Below are 24917 nucleotides of genomic sequence, written 5' to 3'. Positions count from 1 at the left end.
CGTGGGTCCTAATCTCCCACCCCCCCCAAAGGTAGCGCAATGTCACGGGAAGGACGCGCTGTTTGCGAGCGTTCTTCCGCGTCGTTCCGATACGCCCATCTATAGAGCAATGGCAGGACAAGCAGGGTCAGGAACGTCGAAGATAGGACCCCGCCAATGACGACCGTAGCTAGCGGGCGTTGCACCTCCGCACCGGCTCCGGTGGCGATCGCCATCGGTACAAAGCCCAACGAAGCCACGAGCGCGGTGCACAACACCGGCCGCAGGCGAAGCAACGCACCGTCCCTGACCGCTTCGTCAAGCGGCGTCCCCTCGGCCCGGAGCTGGCGGATAAACGAGACCATCACCAGGCCGTTGAGCACCGCCACCCCGGAAAGCGCGATGAAGCCCACGCCAGCCGAGATGGAGAAGGGAATGTCGCGGAGCCACAGGGCGAGGACGCCCCCTGTCAATGCAAATGGCACGCCGGTAAATACCAACAGGCCATCCTTGACGCTTGTGAACATGCCGTACAGCAGCAGAAAGATCAGGCCAAGCGCGACCGGGATCACTATCTTGAGCCGGTTGGCAGCGGACTCCAGCTTTTCGAACTGACCGCCCCAGCTAGACCAATAGCCTGGTGGCAACTTGATGCCGCCGGCAACCTTCGCTTGCGCTTCGCGGACGAAGGAGCCCAGGTCCCTGCCGCGAACGTTTGCCGTCACGACCATCCGGCGCTTGCCGTTGTCGCGGCTCAACTGGTTGGGACCTTGCGTCACGTCCAGTGTGGCTACCTCCCCAAGCAACACATAGCGCGCCGCTCCGCCCGGCACGGGGAGTGGCAGCATGCGCAATTTGTCCGGGTCGGAGCGAACATGCTCCTGTAAGCGCACGACAATGTCGAAGCGCCGATCGCCTTCAAACAAGGTGCCGCTTTCCTGCCCGCCGATGGCTGCGTTCACCACCCGCTGTGCACTGGCCAGAGAGATACCGTATCGCGCGAGCTTTTGCCGGTCAAAGTTCACCGACAGCACGGGCAAGCCCGTCAGTTGCTCAGCTTTGACGTCTGCGGCGCCCGGCACGGTTTCGAGCAACGCCTCGGCGCGCTTACCCAGGCTCTCCAGGGTCCCCATGTCATCGCCAAAGATCTTGAACGCCACGTCGGCACGCACGCCAGACAAGAGTTCATTGAATCGCATCTGGATAGGCTGTGTGAATTCGTAATTGTTGCCAGGAACCCTGGCAACAGCCTGCTCCATTTCTGCTACCAGGGTCTCTTTGCGCTTGCCCGGGTCCGGCCACTCGGACGACGGCTTCATGATGACGAAGTTATCGGCCACGCTGGGCGGTACCGGGTCCGTCGCGATCTCGGCGGTCCCGATCTTGGCAAAGACGCGATCCACCTCCGGAAACGCCTTGATGCGCTTTTCCAGCGCCTCCTGCATCTGGATTGCCTGCGACAGGCTGGTGCCGGGAATCCGCAGGGCATGCAAGGCAATGTCCCCTTCGTTGAGACTGGGAATGAACTCCGAACCCATCCTTGCAGCAAGCACCACGCTTCCGGCAAGGATGGCGCCAGCGATCCCGAGGGTAAGAGCCGGCCTGCCCAATGCGCGATCGAGCTGTCGCGCATAGAAACGCTTGATCGCGGCGTAGGTTCTGCCCTCTCTCTCCTTGATGCTCCCGGTCAGGAACATGGCGATGGCGGCGGGCACGAAGACCACCGACAGTATGATGGCGCCGACGAGCGCCAGCACCACCGTGAGCGCCATCGGATGGAACATCTTGCCTTCGACGCCGGTCAAGGCAAAGATGGGCAGGTAGACCACCATGATGATGAGCTGCCCGTAGAGAATGGCCTTGCGCGCCTCGCGTGAAGACTTGAATACCAGGGCAAAGCGTTCGTCGCGAGTCAACGGGCGGCCCAGCCGGCGCTGCTCGTCCGCGAGGTGCCGGATGCAGTTCTCGACGATGACGATGGCACCGTCGATGATGATGCCGAAATCGAGCGCCCCGAGGCTCATCAGGTTGGCGCTGATGCCGTTGCCCGCCATGCCGGTGATCGTGAACAGCATGGAGAGCGGAATCACCATTGCAGTGATGATCGCGGCGCGCAGGTTGCCGAGCAGTACGAAGAGCACGGCGATGACGAGCGCGGCCCCCTCAAGCAGATTCTTGCTGACGGTATTGATCGTGCGGTCCACCAGGGTGGTCCGGTCGTACACGGGTTCCGCGACTATGCCGCCGGGCAGGCTGGCATTGATTTCCTGAAGCCGGGCGGCGGCGGCGGACGAAACTGTGCGGCTGTTCTCGCCGATCAGCATGAAGACCGTTCCCAGCACCACCTCCTGACCGTTTTCCGTCGCCGCGCCGTTGCGCAACTCCTGGCCCAGGTGCACCGTAGCGACATCACCGATGCGGATTGGCGTGCTGCCGCGGGTTTCAATGACGATGGCCGACAAGTCGTCGAGCGATGTCACCTGTCCGGGCGAGCGAACCAGGTATTGCTCGCCCTGGCGTTCGATGTATCCGGCGCCGACGTTGGCATTGTTCTCCGCGAGCGCACGCGAGACGTCCGAAAGGGTCAAGCCAAGTCCGGCCAGCTTTGTCAGATCCGGGGTCACGTGGAACTGTTTGACAAAGCCACCAACGGAGTTCACCTCGGTGACACCTTTTACCGTGCGCAACTGCGGCCGGATGATCCAGTCCTGGACCTCGCGCAAATCGGTCGGGGTATAGGCGGAACCATCCTGCTTGCGGGCTCCAGGGCGAGCCTTCACTGTGTACATGAAGATTTCGCCCAGACCGGTCGCGATCGGCCCCATCGCCGGGGTGACGCCGGCCGGCAGCCGCTCACGGGCCTCGGTTATCCGCTCGTTGACGAGCTGCCTGGCGAAATAGATGTCGGTACCATCCTTGAAGGTCACGGTCACCTGGGACAGCCCGTAGCGGGAGACCGAGCGCGTGGCTTCGAGGCTCGGCAGGCCCGCCATCACCGTCTCGATCGGGAAGGTGATGCGCTGCTCCACCTCTAGTGGCGAATACCCCTCCGCACGCGTGTTGATCTGCACCTGCACATTGGTGATGTCTGGCACAGCGTCGATGGGCAGCCTCAGGAGGCTGGCGGCGCCGATAAGGACCAGGGCGAGGACGCCCAGCATCACAAGCCAGCGGCGCTGGATGGAGAATTGAAGCAATCTGTCGAACATGGCGGACTCCCGTGGCCTCAGTGGTCGTGTGTCGCGCCGGCCTTGCCGAGCTCGGCCTTCACGGTGAAGCTGTTGCCGGCCGCGTACTGCTCACCGGCTGACAGGCCCTCGATCACCTCCACCATCTTCCCGTCACTACGCCCAAGCTCGAGCGGGCGGGCTTCGAGGTACTGCCCATACCGACCAAACACGACCTTCCAGTCGCGCACCGTCTGGATCGCGCTTTTGTCCACCGCGACAGCGACTTCCTGCTCGTTGGTAATCAGTACAGCATTGACCAGAGTGCCCGGGCGCCATACACCTTCGCGGTTGGGTAGGACAACGCGCGCCGTGGCCGTGCGCGTCTGCTCGCCGGCGACCGCGCTGACAGCTTCCACCTTGCCCTGCGCCTCGGTCTCGCCGTCGCTCGTCTTGATGACGACAGCCTGGCCGGGGCGCACGGCAGCCATGTCCTTTGGATAGATCGGCAACTCGACCCAGACCGTGGAGGTGTCCGCGACCGACATCAGCACTGTGCCGGCGTCGACAGCCTGGCCCGGCGCTACTGACTTCCCCGTGACCACGCCATCAATGGGGGCGCGCAGTTCGACGCGGGCGACATTGGCGCCGCCGCCGGCGGTCACGCGCATTGCTTCCAGCTTGCGTGCAGCGGCGTTTGCTGAGATCTGGGCTTCGCGATAGGCTTGCCGCGCTAAGAGCACGTCCTGTTCCGGCGAAATGCGCTCGGCAAAGAGCTTTTCTTCCCGCTCGAGTGTTCGCCGATGCAGCTCCGCCTTGTCTCTCGCGACGGCGAGCGCGCTACGCAGGTCGCCGACTTCAGGACTTTCCACCACTGCCAGAATGTCGCCACGCTTGACGTGCGTCCCTTCTCCAACTGGCGCCGCGACCACGGTTCCATTGAACTGCTGCAACAGCGGCACGAAGCGGTCGCCATTGGGCTTGATCGCGCCGGGCAACTCAAGGACGGAGCGAATGCGGACTGGCCCCGCGGTCAGTATATTGACGCCCGCCTCCTTTAACTGCGCTTCGCCCATCTCGACCCGCGCTTCGACCTGCGCGTATCGCCAGCGCGACGTCTTGCCATTGTGGTCGGCCGACACGGTCACATCGAACGAGTGTGGCTCGACCACGGTCTTGTCGCCGCGCAGGTAGTCCCGTTCGGCATAGAAGGCGATGGGTTCGGCCGGCCGGCCCAGGCGTTGCAGCGAGATCGCCGCTTGCGCAGCCTTGGGCGATAGCGGCTTGCCGTTCTCATACAGATAGAGCCGGAACTGTGGAGGGACGCCTTGCTCGAAGATCGTCACTTCTACCTGGAACGACCCGTCCTCGAGCAGGCGCCCGCCGTGAGGGCCGCGCTTGGCCTCTTCCGCGACTGACGCCGCGGAGCTATGGGCAGCTTGAGCGGACTCATGCGAGCTGCCTGCATTGCGGTGTCCGAGTTGAAAGCCGGCAAAGGAGCCGACGAGGAGCGTCGCTACAGCCAGTACGACAGCGGATTTGGTGTTCATGGTTGCGCTCCCGGATTGACGGCCGGGCTACCGGCAAATTCAAGGATCTCGTTCTTCAGACGCTCGTACCGCGCGGCGGCGGCGATGTACTGAGCTTCGTTGCGGATTTGGGCACGCTGCGCGTCCAGTGCTTCCAGGTAGGAAAACTTACCGAACTCATAGCCTTTCATGACCGCACGAGCCGTTTCGCGCGAAGCGGGAAGTACCTCTTCGCGCAGGGTCTTGAGTTCTTTGGCCGCCAGTGTGATGCCGTCAGACAGCTCGAGCGCCCTGAGCTGCAACTGGTTACGTGTGGCATCGGCTTCCAGGCGGGCCCGGTCTACCTGTTGGGTCGCCTCATAGATATTCCCCTGGTTCCGGTCAAACAGCGGCAAGGGGATGCCGACGGATAGCATCAACGTATTCTGCGCAGTGGGCTGGCCAAACGTGGGGGCCTGATGAACCCGCTTGACGCCTGCGGCAACCGTGAGGTCACCGACCCGGCGAGCGCGCTCCAGCTCAAGCCGCGCCTCTTGCTCACGGATGGCCTGCTGCCGTGCCTGATATTCCGGGCGCTGCGGCAAGGCGTTCAAAACGATCTGGCGGTCCGGGAACGCTGCCTCCTCGCCAAACGGCCCATTGACCGTGGTGAAATCCGGCGCATCGGTGCGAGCCCAGAAGCTGGCCAGACGCCGGCGGGCCAGCGCAGTCCGTTGCCTCGCTTCCTGCGCCTCGATGAGAGCGCCTCCCGCATCCGAACCGACTTTCTCCCGCTCGATCGGCGACACCTTGCCTGCGACCACGCGGCGGCCGACTGCACTCCGGAACGACTCAATCGTCTCCAGTTTCTGGCCCGCCAGGCGCTCCAGCGCCTCGGCCTCCTGCAGTGATACAAAGGCGCTCGCCACCATGAGGCGCAGTTCGCTGCGCCTTGCCGTTAGGGTAGCGTTGGTCCGGTCTCTGCCTGCCTCGGCTACGGCGGCAAGGGCGCGTCGCTTGCCGCTTACGTCAATGGGCTGAATCAGTCGGATCGCCTCAGTGCGGGTATCGCTGCGCAACTCATCGCCCTCCAGGGAGAGCTCGGGATTCGCGTAGGCCCCGGCCTGGCGCACCGTGCCATCCCAGGCAAGCCGCTCTTTCTCTGCGGCAAGGAGTGAAGGATTCGCTGCCAGCGCGCGGCTCTGCGCGGCTTGCAACGTCAGTGCGGGTTGTGCGGAAACTGAGGCTGCGGGTGCGGCAGCGCTGATACCGGCATCATACGGCTGGGCATGCGAAGCGCACGGCAGGAGCGTCAGGAGAAACGCTGCTGCCGTTGCCGCGCGCCCGCGTGGGCACGGAAATGCGACCATGTCGGAACTCGTTAAGCGACAGGAATGGGCCGCCGACGTGGGCAAGCCGCGTCAGCAGATAGGCTTGGACGGCGCGGAAGGAAGCGCCTGGCGGGGGTCAGAGCCGGGGCGGCTTAAAGGGAAGACCAGGAGGCAGGTCGGTCAGGGCGTCTGCCGCGGCATGCGACGGCGGTGTTCCAGTGCGCTCCACAATCACCAGTGGCGAATGTTGATGCAGCGTGGCAGGCAGTTGGGCGAAGGCATGCAGTGCGCCATGTGGAATGCCGGAATCGTCGTCGTGATCGGGCACGGCAAATTCGGCGGCAAGTTGCTCACCGACGTCGGCCTTGCCATCCAGCCCGGCAGCGCCGTGCGCGTGCTCCAGCGCGTGTTCCATTTCATGGTGGAGCCATGCCGGCGCCGCAGCCAAGGTCGCGCCGCAATTCAGAACGAACAGCAGCGTGACCAGACGGACGACGAAGCGCGAGACAAGGCGTTGCACGAACCAGCCAGCGGTGCTGCGGGGAGGCCGCTGCACTCGCAATATGAGTAATAGGCCCGTATTCTCCGCAAACGCGCGACAATAGGCAACCATTCCCCCATGGCATTGCTGACATGTCCGTTCGTTCCGCCGCCCCGGCGCTCGCTGCCGCACTCCTGTTCGGCGCTAGCACGCCGCTGGCCAAGACCCTGACGGGCACAGTCTCGCCGCTGTTGCTGGCGGGACTGTTGTACTTGGGTAGCGGCCTGGGCCTTGGCGGATTCCTGCTACTAAGGAAGCTCACCCGGAAGGCCGACAGCCAGACCCCGCCGCAACCGCCGATTCCGCGTCACGAAATTCCGTGGCTTTTGGGAGCGATCCTGGCTGGTGGAGTGGCCGGCCCGGCACTTCTGATGACGGGGCTTGCTGTGACCAGCGCGGCATCCGCCTCGCTCCTATTGAATGTGGAGGGTGTCTTCACAGCGCTCATCGCCTGGATCGTGTTCAAGGAGAACGCCGATCGGCAGATTGTGCTTGGCATGATTGCCATCGTTGCCGGGGGCATGCTTCTTTCCTGGCAGCCCGGTGCTGCCACCTTGTCTCCAGGTGCACTGCTCATTATTGCCGCCTGCGGATGCTGGGCGGTCGACAACAATCTCACCCGCAAGGTGTCATCGAATGATGCTGTCCTGATCGCCTGTCTGAAGGGCTTGGTCGCAGGCGCGTGCAATACGGGATTCGCACTGGTCGCAGGCAGCACGCTCCCTGGAGCGATACCTTTAGCTTCGGCGATGGTGATCGGCTTTGCCGGCTATGGTGTGAGCCTGGCGCTGTTTGTGATCGCCCTTCGTCATCTTGGTACGGCCAGGACAGGTGCTTATTTCTCAGTGGCCCCCATGTTCGGTGTGGTGATCTCCTTTCTCTTATGGCCGGAGATACCGAATTTCCTGTTCTGGCTCGCCGCAGCGCTGATGGCATTGGGTGTGTGGCTGCATCTTCGCGAACGGCACGAGCACGAACACACCCATGAGGCGATGGAACACACGCATGCGCATCGTCACGATGAACACCATCAGCACGAGCATGATTTCCCGTGGAATGGGAAGGAGCCACATGTGCACACCCACTGGCATGCCCCCCTCGTCCACAAGCATCCCCACTTCCCTGATATTCATCACAGGCATTCGCACTGACATAGCCGAGACTCGGCCAATATGGAATACAACACGGAGGGATAGTGTTCGCGTCTATTCCTTGCACCAATTGGTCTCTATTCCTGCACTGCCAGTGCGGGGTGGGGTAGGCCCAACACTCGCCGCCGCCATAGATGCAGGTGGCCAAGCGGCGTCACCCGGCGCGGCGGGCTGGTCGTTGCCAAGGTCACGGCATGCCAGCCGCTCATAACATGGCAGGGTATTCGGTCCCGGATCGGACTGTCAGGGTTTGGGTTCGCGTCACGATCTATAGTCACGCGCGACACGTCGTGGCTGGAGTCCGGGTAGTCTTACCATTTACGTAACTGCAGTCTCACAAAGAACGTCCCAGTCTCACGAATTCCGTTTCCCGGCACTATTGCATCGCACACTTGCTTGCGACGTTGCCAATTGAACAGCTCTCGTTTCCACTGGTCCTTAGCCATTCCGACAAGCCGGATTTCCTGCTGTCCATGCTTGGTGGTGATGTCAGGACCGAGCACACGGAAGCCGTACCGGGGAACGTCGTCCCGGGCCGATTTTCTTCGGGAAAAAGGCCTGGGGCCGGATGTCTACTTCACCCCTCGTGCCATGCCTTGGGAATCCAGGAAAACGGCCGCTGAACTCCGTCGCGAGATCGAGGCCGATGCGCCTGGTTCTGGCTGGGACGGTGATTTGCCAGTGCGCGAATGGGCCGCCGCGATAGCGCACTACTTGACATCCTTATATGAACACCGCCCGGATGCCAAGGTAAATTGAAGGGCTTTGGCTTGTAGGTATGGGTTGCTGTCTTATATCCGACCTTGCTGCAGGAACGTGCCTGCGGGCCTTGATGGAATCAGCCGGGAACGTCCCCATCTCCCACGACGGGCTGTAAGCCGCTTGGATGTCATCGGGTTTGCGTTCCCGCGGTCCGACCTAGTTTGCCATCACACCTTATCTCCTTACCCTGTGCAACCCTGAAGGTATTCGTTTGTGCCCTGCTGTGGTCGTGCTTTCGCTACGCAGGCCGTGCGCTGACATAGCCGGGTTCATAGACGCGGCGATGGGCAAGCAATGCCCAGGCGGTGCGCGCCATCTTGTTGGCTAGCGCGACGATGGCAACATTGGTCGGGCGCCTGACCAGCAGGGCCTCAGCCCAGCACGGGCGCCGCTTCGAGCGGGTCAGCACGATGCGTGCGCCATGGATCAGCAGTTTGCGCAAATAGGGATCGCCACGTTTGCTGATATGGCCGAGGTGAACCTTGCCGCCGGTGCCACTCTGGGTTGGTACCAGGCCCAGGCTGGCCGCGAAGGCTCTGCCTGAGCGGTAAGCCTGGGGAGATCCCATGGTGGCAACCAGGGCCGTGGCGGTGATCGGGCCAATTCCCGGAATCGCATCCACACATTGGGCGGCAGGCTCGGTTTTTAGCCATGCAGCGATCTCTTGCTCGGCCGCGAGGATTTCAGCGTCCAACTGCCTGAGTCGCTGTAACTGGCGCGACAACAGTCGCCACAAGGGAGCCGGGATGGTTTGCTCGATCTCGCTCAGTCGGGTGACAAACTGCGCCATGGCAGCCTTGCGACCAAGCACGAAGTGCAGGCCGTATTCGCCCAGCAAGCCGCGAATCTGATTCACTTGCCGCGTGCGGCTGTCGACTAGTTCCGAGCGAATTCGGTGCAATCCAAGTAAGGCTTGCTGTGCCTCAGTCTTTACCGGTATCGGTCGCATCCCAGGTTGCTGCGCGGCTGTCCAGATCGCGCGCGCGTCGGCCGCATCGGTCTTGTTGGTCCGCACGAACGGTCGCACGTACTTTGGGTGGAGCAGGATGGCTTCATGGCCCAGGCTGATAATCTTTCTTGCCCACCAGTGCGCGCCGCCACACGTCTCCAGTACGAACTTGCCGGGGGTGCGATTGCTCAGAAAGGAAATCAGTTGGGTCTTGCTGAGGCGCCGGCTGTGCGTCTCGCCCGTCTCTGGGTCGACCCAGTAGAGTTGGAAGATCGACTTTGCAAGATCCAGCCCATATGTCGTAGCATTCATTTGGGCTTACCTCAAGTGATGGTTCGGATCTTCACTTTGGCACATCGATGCCGTCGGTCAAGCGAGAGCCCCTCATCGTGGAACCCCCGCTAGCGTTACTGACGGGCGGTGTTCATTCCATCTCTATAGCCCGGACCCCTGTGGAGAATCAGGGCATTTGCAACGCAACTAAGGCTAAGAGCCGGAACGCTCAGTTGCGCGACCGACAGTGTTGCGGCAGAAGACTCGGCGACCCGTACAGTTGAGATTGCGGCCCCGACTCGTGAAAGCGTGGAAGCCTGGATCAGGCCTCAGAGATTGAAGCCGACGGACCTTCTATTCTCAGGCCCTATGCTTTCATCCCCCATCTGTCAGCTAGGCAGTACGAGCAAACCGAAGTCTAACAACCTCCAGCGGGCCGAAGGTCGCCTATCGGCCAGTTTGAGCCATTGGATTTCCAACTCTCGATGACCGAGTTGGCCGAATTGCAGCCCTTCGGCTAGCGCGGGCACTACTACCGCGCTAAGCTAAAATTCCATAGCCCTCGCACCCCATTTTCCCACCGATGAATCCTGGACCGCATGATGTCCTGAGCGGCATCCTTTCCGCATGCAAGGCCGAGCGCGCCGTGACGGCGAGCTTCAGGCTTCACGCACCTTGGGCGCTGCATTCGGCCGGGACCGAAGGCGCACTGATCCGCGTGTGTACTGGACGCGGTTACTGGATCCAAACCGATGGCGGCATGCCTGTTGAGATTTGTCCGCGCGATATCGTCATGCTGCCGCGCGGCACCTCGCATACGTTGTCATCAATGCGCTGCCCCGGCAACAGCGTCGTGCCCATCTCAGACTTACTGCAGGCGCACATGGTCGGCCGCCACGGTGATCACCCAATTGAAATGACGTACGGCGCCGATGGCGCAGGCAGTGCGGATGAGCCGCCCACGCAATTGTATTCGCTGCACCTGTGGATGCCCGCGCCTGACGTAGGCACCATCCCGGCAGAACTGCCACCGCTGATTGTCCTGCGTAGCGACACATTTGCGCTAGCAGATACGCTGGCAACCACGATGGAACTGCTGGTGCATGACTCGCTTGCCCAGCGTCCGGGCTGGCGCTTGTCCGCGGCACGTATGGGCGACCTGCTGCTCGTGCATATCCTGGGCGAGTACCTGCGTACCCCGGCGGCCGCGCGGCAGGACACAGCGAACGTCCTTGATGACCCCGGCATCGCACGCGCAATCGCGGCCATGCAGGAAGCGCCGCAGCGCGACTGGAGCATCCCCCAACTCGCCGCCGTTGCGTACCTGTCGCGCACAGTATTCACTGAACGCTTTCGCACGCTGGTGGGGGTGCCGCCCATACAATACTTGTGCGCCTATCGCATGAACCTCGCCACCGAACGGCTGCGCCAACCGCGTGCACGGATCGGGGATGTTGCCGAAGCGGTCGGCTATGCCTCAGAGAAGGCCTTCTCACGCGCGTTCCAACGCTGGATTGGGGTATCGCCCACGCAATACCAGTGCGACGCCACGGCGCCCTGACGCTGTCCGCGCCCCAGCAGGCAGCACGCCAGACACAGCAGATCCGGACGCTCGGTGCCAGAATCCGGTGTTTCGGAGGTTGAGGCCGGCATGCACGCTCCCCAATAATTCCGCTCACTGGCCTAGCGCCAGTGGACAAGGAGAGTGGACATGAAGCAATTGGAACACGCGCTGGTCGTCGGCGGCGGCATCGCAGGCTGTTCGGCAGCCATTGCGCTGGCACAGGCCGGCGTGCGGGTAACGATGCTGGAGAAACAGCAGGAATGGAGATTCCAGAGTTCTGGCATCTTCATTTATCACAACGGCCTTGCAGCACTTGGCAGCCTTGGGGTGCTGCCGCAGATTCTTTCAAGCGGCTTTGCCATTGCCGATGGGCGCAATATCTATCTGGACCAGCACGGCAAACCGATCGTCGATACATTCTATCCGTCTTCGCATCGGGACATCCCGCCGATCGTAGGCATTCGCCGGGCCGAGATGCATCGCGTCCTTGCCGGCCGGCTCGATGCGCTGGGCGTCGATATCCGCCTGGGCACTACAGTCGTTCGGATCGATCAGCACGCAGCCGACCACGTCACCGTCGCGCTATCCGATGACACCACGGGCCAGTACGATCTCGTGGTAGGAGCGGATGGCATTCGGTCAAACATCCGCCGCCTGGTTGCCGGCCCGCTCGAGCCGGCCTACACCGGCCTCGGCGTCTGGCGCAGCGTGCATGTACGCCCGAGAGACCTCACCGCCAAGGTCATGATGATGGGCGTCGGCAAGCGACTGGGCATTATGCCGATCAGCGACGACCAGCTATACCTGTTCGGGACGCTGCCCGAGCCCGCCGGCACGTGGTACGACCGTGCCGACTGGCCGGCGCTGATGCAAGCCCGCTTTGCCGAGTTCGGCGGCCCGGCGCGCCAGTTTCTCGATGCGCTCTCGCCCGGCGCCGAGGTACTCTACACCGCCGTCGAGGAAGTAGCCGCACCGCTACCGTGGCACCACGGCCGTGTGATCATGATCGGCGACGCAGCACACGCCTCTACCCCCTTCATGGGACAAGGCGGCGCGATGGCACTCGAAGACGCGGTGCTCCTGGCGCAAATGCTGTCGCGCGAGGCCGACGTCGAGACCACGCTGCAGGCCTTCGGCGAAGCTCGCTATCCCTTGTGCAAATTCGTGCAGGACACCTCGCGCAAGGTCGGCGAGGCCGGCGCCCGGGAGGGCGCCACGCTGCTGGCGGCGCGCAACGAAACGATGCAGCGCACTGCACAGCGGCAGGTGGATGACTTCTACGCGCGGATGGACGCGCTACGTCATCAATTGCCCGCGGCGCAGCGCGGCTGAAGGGCGGATTACAGGCGTCCACGTCTCCGAACAGATGTCCATTGCAGTTCGGAAGCCGCCATTGGGACTGATCGGGGCGAACGGCGGAAAGGGGTCGACTGCTGCCTGTCGCCGGTGACCTTGTCGCCCCGCCGACGGCGGAGGTCGTGCCGGCCTTCATGTCATCGCAACGCTACCCGTCGCGCCCGAGTCCGGCCAGTCTCACGAAAAGCGCCGCCCTAGTCTCACTAATTCCGTTTTCCCGCAGTAGCGCTGCCCCTCGATGAGGAGGTTTTCGCAGATGTGCTGCGGGTCTCATGTCCGTCCTTGATGTATTCGACGCTTCACAGCGTATAGAACCAGGCCGGACTTGTCGGTACCCCAGCCATCATCGCCGGACCGACTCTGAGGTACCTGCCCAATTCCAATGGACTGCGATATCTGGGCGTCCCCGGCCAGGGAGGCACGGCCGGTCGCGCTGTCGTGCTGCGCATCGAACCCCCTGCGGGGTTTCGCCCTAATTCGGGCTTCCATCGTTCCCTCACTCCGTTCGGCTGACGCCTCCGGCCCGGCTCCCAGATCCGGGCCTGCGCGCTTCGCTTGCCGTGCGGTCGGCACACAGGGGCGGCCGTTGCCTGTCCAGCCATCTTTCCTGACTCCATCACCTCGCGACTGTAGCCCGCGGACGGGGGCCGTCAAGGCGCGCAGGGCCGTGTCCTCGGCTACGCCTGCGGGCCGCACCAACCCTGCGCTTGTCTCCTTGACGGCCCCCGTCCGCGCGCTCCTGACCGTCGCGGGCGATGAACTCAGAAAAGACGGTGGCAACGAGGCCGGCCCAGGTCTCCGCGCCGACCCCACCGGAAAAGCCGAAAGGCGGGCTCCGAATCTAGGAATCCGGTGGTTTTCGACAGCTAACCCTTGTCAGGAGAAAGACTATGCATCTCGCATCCCGCTTCGCTTCCCGTTCCCCGGTACTGCGCTCGGAAGATCCCTTGCCCGACGACCAAATCCGCAGCGTAGCCCCGTCCATCTTCGCGGAAGCCCCACACGGCAGTCGTTCGGAGCGGTAAAGCTATATCCCTACCGTCACGGTATTGGACGAGCTGCGCGGCGAAGGTTTTCAGCCCTTCATGGTGTGCCAGACACGCGTGCGGCAGGACGACCGCCGCGAATACACCAAGCACATGATCCGACTGCGCCACGCCAGCCAGATCAATGGCCGCGAGGCCAACGAGATCATTCTGCTGAACTCGCACGATGGCACGAGCGCTACCAGATGCTCGCCGGCATGTTCCGCTTCGTGTGCCAAAACGGCCTTGTCTGCGGCGACGCCATCGCGGACGTGCGCGTACCAACGGTTGACTCTCTGATGATTCGAAGCCGGCAACCGCCGGCGGTTTTGCAGCGCTAACCTGCGTTCATGTCACCGAGTTTCTTGGCGGACGCCTGAAGGCCTTCCAAGATGCTGTCCGAGACATGAGCAGGGAAATTTGGTGGCAGTCGATTGGCCACGTTCGAAACGGCCGTTGGGACCTTGGCAATCAACTCCTCCATGATTGGTTCCGCAGTTGAGTCTGCATAGCACTTAGGTGCCATGGCATTGAAATGGCGGCGCCGAATATCCTTCAACAGATAGTGGCGGTTCTTGCCGGCAACTGCCATGGCGAGCTTAGCCTTGTGGTACGAGACGTGGTTGGGCCCATCCCCGATAATCGGCCAAGCGGACAGAATGTCATAGAGCGGTGTGAGGTTGTAACGGCCCCCTGACAACATATGGATGCTGAAGTTCTTGGCGTGGCCGTCTGTAGCAGCCAGCATCCAGAACAGGACTTGTGTTGCCAAGAATGTTTTCAGGTCCCGCTCTGGAGTTTGTGACTGCCGGAGGACTGCCGCAATGTCGACCATTGCAGGTCCGCCTTCTGCTTCGTACTTCAGATGGGGAGGCACGCCGAGGACCTGGCAGAAATCCTCTTGCGGCAAACGCATTATCCATTTGCCGCTGTGATGAAGTTGTCGGTCGAATCGCGTGACGACGAGCACCTTCTGCTTGCCGAAGGTCAATATCTCACAGTCGGCCACCGGCAGTCCGAACTCCTTGAAGAGCTGCATGCAAAGCCATTCGTTCTCTACCGAGGTCGACAAGTCAGCTTTCCGGTTGCCAACCAAGCCGAGCGGTAGCTTCAAGATATGTGTAGTCGGCGTTGCCCCATGCGGAAGCAGCCATTTCCCTTCGTGACGGAGCAGGGCGGTCTTTTCTTGGGCGCCTGCAATGGAGATGCGGAAATCTTCATCTTCCATTATTGTTCCAGGCCCCGTTGTGGTAACCGTGTTCTCGAGGAGCTGCTCAATGTCGGTGTCAGATAGCGGGGTGCCTTCAATACTGTTGACGTTCTGGGGGGCTTCGTCTTCCTTGAGAAGCTGGACGGCGCCAACGCAGTCTCGTCCTATTGCTTCCAACAGGTCGAAGGGGTCGGTGGAAGCGGTCTGATATTTGGTAGCGAGCCGCCGGCGGATGTTGTCGTTATCCGGCAGAAGGTTGTCGAAGTAGTTGCGGACCCGCTCGCCCTTCAAAGGAGAGGTGTCGATGCCGAACGGCAGTGAAAGGGACAAGGGGCGTCCTGCGGCAGAAGCCATCCAGTCTTTGTCATACTGGAGCTCCATAGGGCTATGCGGCGGGATGCGCCAGGTGCCAACACGTTGGCCATTGGCCCAGACTGACAACGCCCGAGTGTGTGACTTTCTTCCCATTGATTACCACTCCGTTTCTTGCGATGGAGGGGCGTGGTTCTTCGACTGGAGAACGAGCTCTAAGCCATAAAGGCTGACCAAGGCCAGTAACTGTTCCGAAGAGATGGCTTTGGGCTCAATCTCCAAGGCAGACAGCCGGCTTTGGCTTAGTCCCAGCCTGGTGGCGGCTTGGCCCTGCGTGAGCCGTTTGGCTCGGCGAGCCGACCGCAATATTTCGCCTAGCTGAGATGGCGTTGAGAGCACTTGCTTCATTTTGGATACCTGCAATGCGCGTAAATAAATTTTACCTGCTTTGCTCGTAAAAGCAAATTACTTGCTATGCAGGTAGACACGACTTACCACCATAACGCGTAAAGTTGAAATAACTGTAAAGCAAGTAAATGTGTGTTGCAGGTATTTCAAGCCCGCGGTCTTTGAAGTGTGCGCTGGAGTGCATCTGACAAAAAAGGCTTCCTACGGCTTTTTGAATGAACTGTCAGGGTCGCAAGCGTTGCGCCCCGCTGCAGGGGGCGGTGCCGTGGGGCTACGCCTCGGCTTGCTGCAACAGGTTGTGCGAAAGCCTTCTGTCCTCGACGCTAGCGATTCGTCGCCCACAACGTCATGAAGGGCGGTTCACGGATACGCCGCTCGGCCTCTATGGAGCATCCACGCCATGCCTCGAAGGCGTCGCCGCGGGCTACGGCAGGGGCGTTCTCGCTTGTCGTTGAAGGACGGGTCGTTTCCCGCGTCAGGGCGCAAGCCGGTACAGCCGCCATGCGGGGATGCCGAGTCGGCCACGGCTCCTTTTGGGGAGGTCAGCCCATGCGTCCTTTAGCTGTTGTGCATCCTGGCAGGGGCGCGGCTGCGCCTCGGTCTTTATGGCCGCAACCTTCCAGCCCAAACAATTTCCTCGCCGCTGCGCGGCTTCCTCGCGCAGCAAATTGTTCGCGCCTGCAGGTCCTCCACTGCGTCTCGGCCGCAAGCGGTGCAGCCAGCCCGGCCCCCGCGGATCGGATCACAACAAGGACGCGATGGGCGCGACCTTGGTTCATCCGAAAGGAGAAAGCATCATGGCCAACATCGGCATCTTCACCGCTCAGAACGACGGCTTCATTGGCACGGTTCGCACCCTGACGCTCAACGTCAAGGTCCGGTTCATCCCCAACGACAAGGCGAGCGAGAACGCCCCCGACTTCCGCGTCCAGGCGGCCGGCGGCTATGACCTCGGCGCGGCGTGGAAGAAAGTCAGCCAGTCCGAGCGGCCCTACCTGTCCGTGACCCTTGATGATCCTTCATTCCCGGCGACGATATACGCCCGGCTGATCGAGGAAGATGATGGTACGCACAACCTGATCTGGTCGCGCAGCAAGCCGACGGCCTGACGGCCGCCCCAAAAACGCCCCGCCCATTGCGGCGGGACGCAGCTGCTGCTAGCGGCCGCATCGCGAGCGCCTACGGCACGTCGCGCTCTTTCAAGATCGCCTCCAATTCCTGGCGCACGTGCGCCAGAAGCTGGTCGGCCTTGTGCGTGCTCTCGCCGGCATAGGCCAGCGTCAGCAGCGTTAGCGGATGCACTTGCATGACCTCACATAGTTCGGTCAGCTTGTGCATGGTCGGGCTTTTTAGGTTGCGCTCCAGGGAACTCATGTAAGTACGGCTAGACACGTCGGAGAACGCTTCCTGGCTCAAGCCGCGCGCTTTCCTGATTATGCGTATTGCTGTTGCCAATGAGTGCTTCGCCGTCACCAGTGGTTCCCCTAGAAAACCATGATGTCAGCCGATTGCGCTCTATAGTGCTACAATCTATAGTGTTCATTTTAGAGCTGCTTTCGGTTTTCCCGGAATCCTCATTTGCGGATTCCGACAGATATAGGGACCGCATCCGTGCCTTTCTTGACCTCAACAATTCCGCTTCCCCCTTCCGTGACCGAGCCGCTCACCACAGTTGGCGAGCGGGGGCCACTACCAGCCAACGGCGAGGCGAGTACCGCCGGGCAGGGCATCGACCCGCTACCCGTGGTGCGGCTGCTCACTTGGCTCAAGCTCCCGGCGAGCGTGCGCCAGCAGGCCATAGGCGAGCGTGTCCTGGAAAACCTGCTGTCGGAACGACCGCTGGCATCACAGCTTTCTCAGGCGCGGCACGCTTGCGAAGCACACCATGGCTCTCTAGCTGTAAACGCGCGACTTAATTATGTCGGCCTGAACCGCTGCAGACGGCCGTGTAATGCGACTCACCCCGCCCGCGGAGTCGTAGTCGATCGCCATGCGGGACGGTGCTCGATGTCATGGCTGCAACAGCAGACGTTCACTCCCGGAGATGCGCCAGTTAGCGCAGTCTCTGACGCTTGATCTCCTCGGGTTCCGCGGTGTTTGAGCGGCGCGTACCTGTCGGTTTCAGGGAAATTGTCAGTGGTTCGAATAGTTCGGCGAGTGTAATGCCGAGGCAGTAGCAGATGTTGGCCAAGGTCTCGACCGAGGGATTCGCGACGCCGCGCTCCATCGCGGAAATGTACGTGCGGTCCACCAGCGCCTCGAACGCCAAGGTTTCCTGAGATTTTCCCGCCTCGATACGACAAGCCTTTAGCCTCTGACCGAGGAGCGTCGCGACCGGATTTCGTTTGTGCTGACCCTTGCCTTTCATAGGCCAAAGAATGCCTATGAGTAGTCTGACTAACGACGTTTTAAACACACCATTTATTGACGTGTTTACTCTACAATTGCAGCGCACGCGTCAAGCCACATCTACTGATGTGTGCGCCAGAAGGTGCAACCCGGCGCATATAGACGGACGCTTGGTGCGGCTTGACGTCCCTAGGGGCTCCAGCAAAGCCGCGTCCGCGTCCGCCGCAATTCACGCTGTGCTAGCGCATGTCGCTAGCCGTCAACCCCGGCCCGCCCCGAATGGGGTCGGAGTGTGGACGGTCCGGGTGTTTGGCCTGCGCGCAACATCGTCTCGCTCTGCCGTGGAGCGAACCTTTTAGGAGGCAACGACCATGATCCAACCTCTCATCACCGCCGAACAACGCGAGCAGCTGCTCGCAAACGGCCACGCATATGCAACCGGAAAGGCCAGGGATCCGCTGCCCGTGGTGCGGCTGTTTACCCCCGATGCGCATGCGACCTGGCTACTGGCCGCGCTGGATCCGGCCGATGGTGACACCGCCTACGGTCTGTGCGACGTGGGTATCGGCATGCCCGAACTGGGCCATGTGAAGCTGTCCGACCTGGCATCCATCGTTGGGCCGCTCAAGAGGCCGATTCTTCGTGACCGGTACTTCCGGCCAACGCGGTCGTTAGGCGAGTACGCCCGGCTGGCACAGTCCAGTGGCTCGATCGTCGATTGATCGAGTGGGCAATCTGCAGAACCCCGTTGTTCGCGTCAATGCGATGCGGCATGCCGCATTTGGGGTCAGACGACCGCGGCATGCTGGAACGCCAGCGGCGGTCAATTTCCATGTCATAGGAGCACCAACGTAGCGGCTCATGTAGGTCGCGCTTCACCGAGGAGAGAGACATGAACCCGTCAGGGAAAGGGCTGAGCCATGGACTCAAGGCGCGTCACGTCACGATGGTTTCGATTGCAGGCGTCATCGGCGCCGGACTGTTTGTAGGCTCCGGGCGAGCTATCGCCGAGGCCGGCCCGGCCGCGCTGCTGGCCTATGCCATGTCTGGGCTGCTGGTGGTGCTGGTCATGCGCATGCTGGGCGAGATGGCTGTGGCACAGCCGGATACCGGATCGTTTTCGACCTACGCGGACGGCGCCATCGGACATTGGGCCGGTTTCACGATTGGCTGGCTGTACTGGTGGTTCTGGGTCCTCGTGATCCCGATTGAAGCGACCGCGGCGGCGGCCATTCTGAGCGCCTGGTTGCCCGCCATACCCCAGTGGACGTTTGCGCTGGCGATCACGCTCGCGCTGACCGGCACCAATCTGTTCTCGGTCAGGAACTATGGTGAGTTCGAATTCTGGTTCGCGCTCATCAAGGTGGTCGCCATCGTGGCGTTCATTGCCGTAGGCGGTCTGGCGGTGCTGGGTTTGCTTCCGGGGGCTCAGGTATCGGGCGTGGCGCGGCTGGTTGACTATGGCGGGTTCATGCCGAATGGCGCACATGCTGTCATCGCTGTCGTCCTGACAACGATGTTCGCATTCATGGGGGCGGAGATCGTCACCATTGCGGCGGCCGAAGCGGAACACCCGGCCCGGCAAATCGTGCGCGCGACGCGCTCGGTGGTGTGGCGCATTTCGCTGTTCTACCTGGGCTCGATCTTCATTGTTGTTGCACTGGTGCCGTGGAATGACCCGCTGCTGGTCACCCATGGGGCGTACCAGCGCGCGCTGGAGATCCTCGGCGTGCCGCACGCCAAGGCGATCGTCGACGTCATCGTTCTGACAGCGGTAATGAGCTGCCTGAACTCGGCGCTCTACACCGCCTCGCGCATGCTGTTCTCGCTGTCGACGCGGGGCGATGCCCCGAGCGGCCTAAGCCGGACTGCCGCGTGTGGCACACCGCGCGCCGCGGTACTGGTGTCCACCGCATTCGCTTTCGTGTGCGTGCTGGCGAACTACCTTATGCCAGAACGCGTCTTCGCCTTCCTGCTGGCTACCTCTGGCGCCGTGGCGCTTCTGGTCTACCTCGTGATCGCAGTATCGCAGCTGCGCATGCGCGCAGTACTGGAACGACGCGCGGCAGAGCTGCCGCTGCGTATGTGGGGCTACCCGTGGTTGACGTGGTCGGTCGTCGTGGTGATTCTCGGTGTCCTCGCGGCCATGGTCTGGCATCCCGCCCATCGCATGGAAATTCTCGCGACAGCGACGCTGCTTGCGGGTGTGCTGGCTGGTGCCTGGCTAAATGCGCGTAACCGAAGCGCAGACGGGCAAGCACTGGCGATGGATGACAGCCCGTGAACCGGCACGTTCGGCCCACGCGGTCGAGAGTACACCAGCCTGGCACCGGTCAATGGCTCGAAGGTCGACTGAGGGAACCGGCTCGCCCGCCGTGGTGGGCCCGCAAGACCCACACGAAGCCGGGCACTGACCGACGGCGTATCAATGCCATTGCAAGGAGACCTGAACGTGACCACATTCCGAGAGCTGAATGAGATTCACGTGGACGCACCGGGCGGCGTTTTGCCGGTCCTGGCACGCACACTGAGCGCTTGCGACTACAACACCATGGCGCCGGCTCACTATGTGGCAGTGCTGGCCGCTGTCGGATTCTTGCTTGCGTTCTGGCCCCTCGCCAGGTGCGGCCATGCCATGCGCAACGGTGTGGCCAGCACGGCTGGCCACGTCAGTCGATAACGAAGGAGCAACGAAATGAATGCGACGGAAAACACGCCACCAGTACGCCTGCTGACCCCCGCCGAGCTGGCTGTCTGCATCAAGGTGTTCCGCGACGCCCGGCAATGGACTCAGGAGCAGTTGGCCGTGATCGCTGGGCTCAACGTGCGAACCGTTCAGCGCGTCGAGCGAGGCTGGCCGGCCGACGCCGACACCTGCCGGGCGCTGGCCAGCGCGTTCGATTTCCTGGATATCGACGCGCTCAACAAGCCATTCGCGATTCCACCCGAAGACGAACTCAAGGCTGCGCAGGAACAGTTCGACCTCGAGCACGTCACCTTCGCGGCGATTCGGCTGACCACGGGTAAGCAGTTGGCCGAGCTGGCGCAGACCAGCACGATGGACATGTCGGAGCTGGCCTTCGAGATGGGCGCCGAAGCGGACAAACGCTTCGCCGCACTGATGGAATATTTCCGCAACTACCGCGATGCCCTGGACGCCTATACCGAAGCGCAGAAGCGCGAGGCGGCTGACACGATGCAAGCCAACATCGATGTGCTCAAGACCCTTGGCGTTTCGCTCTGCTATGCCGAGCGCAACGTGCTGCTGAAGGGGGGCTCGGACCCGGACAGGCCAATGCCAGCTAACGTCCTGTACGTGATCGGGTTTCCGCTCGGCAAGGAACCCAAGCTATTCGCGACACCAACTTCCGTTGATATCCGTCTGTAGGTTGATGGATCGGGATCCACGCTTGCCAGCGCCGCTCTAATCCGCCCTGCGATTCGCAGTCGAAATGGCACCAGAGAGGGGAGAGAGGCGCTGCGCACCTCGATGGTTCGATCCCCACTGAACTGGATCCAAGGTCCCGATGCGGCGGGGAATCCAGACACAGGCCATTGCAGCTAATTGTGCCTATCTCAGTCTGATTCAAGACGGCCGCGGTCTAGATCGACAGTATTGCGCCAAGACGGCGCGACCTTGAGCCAAAGAGACATGATGTCCTGCGCGGCTTGCGGCAGGATTCGCTGTGCCGCGCGCGATTTCCGCGCTGCGCGGCGGTCGCATTCGGACGATCTGGACAAGGCGTTGGAGTCAAAGACTTTGTGATGTATTTTCTTGTGCTCGATGTCCATCGCGACGTTCCTGTTCGACAGAAGGTTGCGTCATGGCCGATCGAAGTGCTGATTCTTGGCTTCCGACCGCAGCGTATCTCTACGTTCTGCACCTGGACGGGCCCGGATTGGCTTGGGAGTACCTGCGCCGCCATCCCGACTACCGGCGTGACTGACTGCGCCGTCGGCGCCGGCCGGAGGCGGCGCATCGCTGGGGCCTTCGCTTGTTGGAAGACCCGTCTCTGGATGCGCGCGACGCGCATCCAGCCTGGTACCCTGACCATGACGCGGTGCTCCAACTCTACCCGGATGCCGACCCATCGCCCAATGCCAGCGCCTTCCAGTTTTGGCGCATTCCCGGCCAAAAGCATCTGATTCATGACGGCAAACGTCTGATACTGATGGCTCGCCGGTCCGACAGCTGCGTACGGCTGGCGCTGGCGCCCGGGCTGGAGGATGGCATGGCCGTTGTCTATGCCGTCCGGCCCGGCGCCGCACTCAGCGCGCGCTACCGCACGGTCGTGGCCGAGTGGGACAAGTTGGCGGAGGTTACCGAAGCTTCCCCGACTGTCACTGGCCGACCCCGGCCGACACCCTCCGCAATGCTGGAAATGCGCACCTTGCAAGCGCTCGACGCGACCCAGGCAGGCGCGTCCCTGCGCGAGGTCGGGGAGGGGCTGTTCGGTGCCGATGCTGTGGCAAGTGACTGGCACGCCGACAGCGGCCTGCGTTCGAGCGTGCGCCGCCTGGTACGCCGCGGCCGATCGTTGATGCACGGCGGCTACCGTCGCCTGGCGCAGCTCGAGTGACCTCCATAGGGTCATCTTACCTTCGCTGCAAAACGACCCTCCGCGCTCAGCCCCCCTTTCTTCAGACTGGTCTCCATCCGGTCGCGTTGTGCGGCCAACGATCTTGATCGATGGAGGATCATCCGATGCGTCCCGCTCCCTTGCGGCCTGCAGCCGCTGCCGTCGCTACGACGACCCCGCAACTCCAACGTTATCTCACCAACGACGAAGCTGCCGACTACCTGCGGTTGTCGCCGCGCACGCTCGAGAAGCAACGGGTGATTGGCGGCGGGCCGAAGTTCCGCAAGTTCGGCCGGCGCGTCATGTACGCCGTCGCCGATCTCAACACCTGGGCCGACCAGCGCAGCTACGAGGCCACCTCCGATCCTGAATACACCGAACAGCATGCGGCGGACAGCCGTGCGCGCTGATCGCTGGCTCGCCGGTGGTCATTGCCATGTCAAGTCGATCAGTGGAGCGGGAACAACTCGACCGCTTCCACGCCTTGCCGGGCGACATGGCGCCGCGCGATGCCCAGGACTTGATGGCGTACCCGTTCTTTTCGCTGGCGAAGTCGCGGCGCACGGCGCCGATCGATTTCCGCAGCGGGAACGTCATTATCCGCGTGGAAGGCACGCAGGAGCATGGCATCGCCACGATCTGGGATGCGGACATTTTGATCTGGGCCGCCAGCCAGATCGCGGAAGCGCACGACGCGGGCCTGCGCCCACCCCGGCTGATGCACGCCACACCATACGAAATCCTTCGATTCGCAGGACGCGGGGTGTCGCTGCGCGACTACCAACGCCTCAAGGCCGCGCTCGACCGGCTGCAATCGACCACCGTGGCAACCTCGATCCGCGAGACGAGCGGGCGGCGCCTGCATCGGTTCTCATGGATCAACGAGTGGAAGGAATTGGCCGATGCCCGTGGCAGGCCGCTCGGTATCGAGCTGATCCTGCCGGACTGGTTCTACGCCGGCGTCGTCGACGCTGCCCTGATGCTGACCATCGATCCGGCGTATTTCCGGCTCACTGGCGGCATCGAGCGATGGTTGTACCGCCTGGTGCGCAAGCACGGTGGCAAGCAGCCGGGCGGCTGGCAATTCGATTTTCGGCACCTGTACCGGAAATCGGGCAGCGCCACGCGCTTCTCGGATTTTGCCTACGACCTGCGCGCACTGGTGGCGCGGCAACCCTTGCCTGGGTACGTCCTTGGCATCGCGCGTGTGCCGGGCGATGCCACCGAAGTGCTGACCTTCAGGCCCGTGCTTTCCACGGCACGGGGATAACTTGGGGACAACCTGTGAAGAGCCTCGTGCTATCAGGAGTAAGGGGTATCGTGCTATCAGGAGTACGCGTATCGTGCTATCAGGAGTATGGAATACCCGCAAAGCCAATACCGGCGCGGGTTTTCGGCTCCGTTAACTTATCTAACTTAAAAAAACTAACTAGTAGTAGCGCGCGGCGTCGGTGGACAACCTCCGACCGGCACGACGCAGCAAAGGCCGGTGTTTCAGTCCGTGAGGCGAGGTCATGATTGTCGCCTTACTCAACCAGAAGGGTGGCGTGGGCAAGACCACGCTCGCCACGCACATCGCCGGGGAGCTGGCGCTACGCGGCCAGCACGTCGTCCTGCTTGATGCCGACCCACAGGGATCGGCGTTGGACTGGACACAACGACGAAGCCAGCAGGGCTTGGCTCGCCTATTTGGCGCCTTGGGCCTCGCCCGCGAAACGCTGCACCAGGAAGCACCGGACTTGGCGCGACGCTGCGACCATGTCGTCATCGACGGCCCGCCACGCATCGCCGCTTTGGCGCGCCCGGCATTATTGGCCGCCGATCGCGTCGTGGTTCCAGCGCAGCCCAGTCTCTACGACCTGTGGGCATCTGCCGAGATGGTCGCGCTGATCCGTGAAGCGCCAGTCTTCCGGCCGGCGATACGCGCTGCCTTCATGATCAATCGGCGCATCAGCACCACCGTCATTGGCCGCGAAGCCCGCCAAGCATTGGCTGATCAGCCGCCACCGGCGCTGCGCGCCGAAGTGCATCAGCGCATCGTGTTCGCCGACAGGGTGGCTGCAGGCCGGCTCGCCCGCGAAACCGCGCCAGACAGTGCCGCCGCGCACGAAATCACCGCGTTGGTCGATGAACTGCTGCGGTGGCCGACATGACGATCACCCGTGGCAAACGCATCGCCATTGGCGCGCGTCCGCCCGTGAACCCGCACGCTCAGGCGTGGGTTCGACAGGGCGAGGCAGACGGCCTCCAGAAGAACGACCTGTACACCGCACGCCTGACGCTCGATATCACACCGGCGACGCGCGCACGCATCAGAGTCTCGGCGTTCACGCAAGGCGTGACCGTCGCCGAACTGCTGCGCGCGCTGCTGGAACGCGAATTCCCGGAGTCACCCCATTGACGTCCTTATATGAACACCGCCCGGATGCCAAGGTAAATTGAAGGGCTTTGG

The 24917-nt window shown here is 62.4% G+C and carries 22 protein-coding genes and 2 pseudogenes; 14 read left to right on the top strand and 10 right to left on the bottom strand.

From position 1 onward, the window contains the following. Positions 1-8: 8 nt before the first annotated feature. From CNE_RS36575 to CNE_RS41430, 4 genes are all read right to left on the bottom strand, one after another. The gene (locus tag CNE_RS36575; protein WP_013959810.1) at positions 9-3188 is read right to left on the bottom strand and encodes an efflux RND transporter permease subunit; all 3180 of its coding nucleotides are present in this window, start codon (positions 3186-3188) and stop codon (positions 9-11) included. A 17-nt stretch (positions 3189-3205) separates the two neighbouring features. Continuing rightward, positions 3206-4696: an efflux RND transporter periplasmic adaptor subunit gene (locus tag CNE_RS36570; RefSeq protein ID WP_013959809.1), complete on the bottom strand. Its 1491-nt coding sequence runs from the start codon at positions 4694-4696 to the stop codon at positions 3206-3208. Beyond that, a complete protein-coding gene (locus CNE_RS36565; protein ID WP_013959808.1) occupies positions 4693-6024 on the bottom strand; it encodes a TolC family protein in 1332 nt (443 codons plus the stop codon). Before CNE_RS36565 ends, CNE_RS36570 begins: the two co-directional genes overlap by 4 nt. Positions 6025-6121: 97 nt before the next feature. After that, positions 6122-6505: a hypothetical protein gene (locus CNE_RS41430; RefSeq protein WP_148271794.1), complete on the bottom strand. Its 384-nt coding sequence runs from the start codon at positions 6503-6505 to the stop codon at positions 6122-6124. A gap of 113 nt (positions 6506-6618) precedes the next feature. Between CNE_RS41430 and CNE_RS36555 the strand changes: the two genes are divergently transcribed. After that, positions 6619-7677: a DMT family transporter gene (locus CNE_RS36555; RefSeq protein ID WP_013959806.1), complete on the top strand. Its 1059-nt coding sequence runs from the start codon at positions 6619-6621 to the stop codon at positions 7675-7677. Positions 7678-8677: 1000 nt separating this feature from the next. On the opposite strand, the gene CNE_RS36550 is transcribed toward CNE_RS36555, so the two are convergent. Beyond that, positions 8678-9700 carry an IS110 family RNA-guided transposase gene (locus CNE_RS36550; RefSeq protein WP_013959805.1) on the bottom strand — a complete coding sequence of 341 codons (1023 nt, stop codon included), beginning with the start codon at positions 9698-9700 and terminating at the stop codon, positions 8678-8680. Positions 9701-10244: 544 nt separating this feature from the next. On the opposite strand from CNE_RS36550, the gene CNE_RS36545 reads away from it, so the two are divergent. From CNE_RS36545 to CNE_RS36535, 3 genes and pseudogenes are all read left to right on the top strand, one after another. Beyond that, entirely contained in the window at positions 10245-11222 is a 978-nt protein-coding gene (locus CNE_RS36545; RefSeq protein ID WP_013959804.1) for an AraC family transcriptional regulator, read from the top strand. Positions 11223-11372: 150 nt separating this feature from the next. Further along, on the top strand, positions 11373-12557 hold the full coding sequence (locus CNE_RS36540; protein ID WP_013959803.1) for an FAD-dependent oxidoreductase: 1185 nt from the start codon (positions 11373-11375) through the stop codon (positions 12555-12557). A gap of 1055 nt (positions 12558-13612) precedes the next feature. Further along, a pseudogene (locus tag CNE_RS36535) lies at positions 13613-13947 on the top strand (DUF932 domain-containing protein). Here the strand turns inward: CNE_RS36535 and CNE_RS36530 are convergent. Together CNE_RS36530 and CNE_RS40420 are read right to left on the bottom strand one after the other, a co-directional pair. Then, a complete protein-coding gene (locus CNE_RS36530; protein ID WP_013959802.1) occupies positions 13944-15284 on the bottom strand; it encodes a type II toxin-antitoxin system HipA family toxin in 1341 nt (446 codons plus the stop codon). The pseudogene CNE_RS36535 and the gene CNE_RS36530 overlap by 4 nt on opposite strands. 3 nt (positions 15285-15287) lie before the next feature. Next, positions 15288-15536, bottom strand: a complete 249-nt coding sequence (locus CNE_RS40420) for a helix-turn-helix domain-containing protein (protein WP_080569695.1) — start codon at positions 15534-15536, stop codon at positions 15288-15290. Between the two features lie 797 nt (positions 15537-16333). On the opposite strand from CNE_RS40420, the gene CNE_RS36525 reads away from it, so the two are divergent. After that, positions 16334-16645, top strand: coding sequence for a DUF736 domain-containing protein (locus CNE_RS36525; protein ID WP_035815586.1), 312 nt, complete (start codon positions 16334-16336; stop codon positions 16643-16645). Positions 16646-16715: 70 nt separating this feature from the next. On the opposite strand, the gene CNE_RS36520 is transcribed toward CNE_RS36525, so the two are convergent. After that, positions 16716-17009: a helix-turn-helix domain-containing protein gene (locus CNE_RS36520; RefSeq protein WP_013959800.1), complete on the bottom strand. Its 294-nt coding sequence runs from the start codon at positions 17007-17009 to the stop codon at positions 16716-16718. Between the two features lie 580 nt (positions 17010-17589). Then, on the bottom strand, positions 17590-17904 hold the full coding sequence (locus CNE_RS36515; RefSeq protein WP_013959799.1) for a helix-turn-helix domain-containing protein: 315 nt from the start codon (positions 17902-17904) through the stop codon (positions 17590-17592). A gap of 352 nt (positions 17905-18256) precedes the next feature. On the opposite strand from CNE_RS36515, the gene CNE_RS36510 reads away from it, so the two are divergent. The 4 genes from CNE_RS36510 to CNE_RS36495 all read left to right on the top strand — a co-directional run bounded on the left by CNE_RS36510 (position 18257) and on the right by CNE_RS36495 (position 21273). After that, positions 18257-18607 (top strand): DUF2958 domain-containing protein, encoded by a 351-nt coding sequence (locus CNE_RS36510; RefSeq protein WP_013955135.1) that lies wholly within the window; start codon positions 18257-18259, stop codon positions 18605-18607. A 170-nt stretch (positions 18608-18777) separates the two neighbouring features. Then, positions 18778-20169, top strand: a complete 1392-nt coding sequence (gene gabP / locus CNE_RS36505; protein ID WP_013959798.1) for a GABA permease — start codon at positions 18778-18780, stop codon at positions 20167-20169. Between the two features lie 168 nt (positions 20170-20337). Further along, on the top strand, positions 20338-20565 hold the full coding sequence (locus CNE_RS36500) for a hypothetical protein (RefSeq protein ID WP_041229123.1): 228 nt from the start codon (positions 20338-20340) through the stop codon (positions 20563-20565). A 15-nt stretch (positions 20566-20580) separates the two neighbouring features. Continuing rightward, entirely contained in the window at positions 20581-21273 is a 693-nt protein-coding gene (locus CNE_RS36495; RefSeq protein WP_013959796.1) for a helix-turn-helix domain-containing protein, read from the top strand. 188 nt (positions 21274-21461) lie between these two features. Here CNE_RS36495 and CNE_RS36490 read toward each other — a convergent pair whose 3' ends face one another. Beyond that, complete coding sequence (locus CNE_RS36490; RefSeq protein WP_013959795.1) at positions 21462-21677, bottom strand: hypothetical protein; 216 nt, start codon at positions 21675-21677, stop codon at positions 21462-21464. 32 nt (positions 21678-21709) lie between these two features. On the opposite strand from CNE_RS36490, the pseudogene CNE_RS36485 reads away from it, so the two are divergent. The 5 genes and pseudogenes from CNE_RS36485 to CNE_RS36465 all read left to right on the top strand — a co-directional run bounded on the left by CNE_RS36485 (position 21710) and on the right by CNE_RS36465 (position 24866). Beyond that, positions 21710-22465: pseudogene (locus CNE_RS36485) on the top strand (DUF2285 domain-containing protein). A 125-nt stretch (positions 22466-22590) separates the two neighbouring features. Continuing rightward, a complete protein-coding gene (locus CNE_RS36480) occupies positions 22591-22875 on the top strand; it encodes a helix-turn-helix domain-containing protein (protein ID WP_013959794.1) in 285 nt (94 codons plus the stop codon). 26 nt (positions 22876-22901) lie between these two features. Further along, positions 22902-23735, top strand: a complete 834-nt coding sequence (locus CNE_RS36475) for a replication initiator protein A (RefSeq protein WP_013959793.1) — start codon at positions 22902-22904, stop codon at positions 23733-23735. 244 nt (positions 23736-23979) lie between these two features. Beyond that, positions 23980-24618, top strand: coding sequence for a ParA family partition ATPase (gene parA, locus CNE_RS36470; RefSeq protein ID WP_013959792.1), 639 nt, complete (start codon positions 23980-23982; stop codon positions 24616-24618). Next, entirely contained in the window at positions 24615-24866 is a 252-nt protein-coding gene (locus tag CNE_RS36465; RefSeq protein WP_013959791.1) for a hypothetical protein, read from the top strand. The genes parA and CNE_RS36465 overlap by 4 nt, the downstream gene beginning before the upstream one ends. Positions 24867-24917 lie beyond the last annotated feature (51 nt).

This window comes from Cupriavidus necator N-1 (assembly GCF_000219215.1).
Lineage (GTDB): Bacteria > Pseudomonadota > Gammaproteobacteria > Burkholderiales > Burkholderiaceae > Cupriavidus > Cupriavidus necator.
Note: the sequence above shows the minus strand (reverse complement) of the source record. Positions and strands in the feature narration are given on the sequence as shown.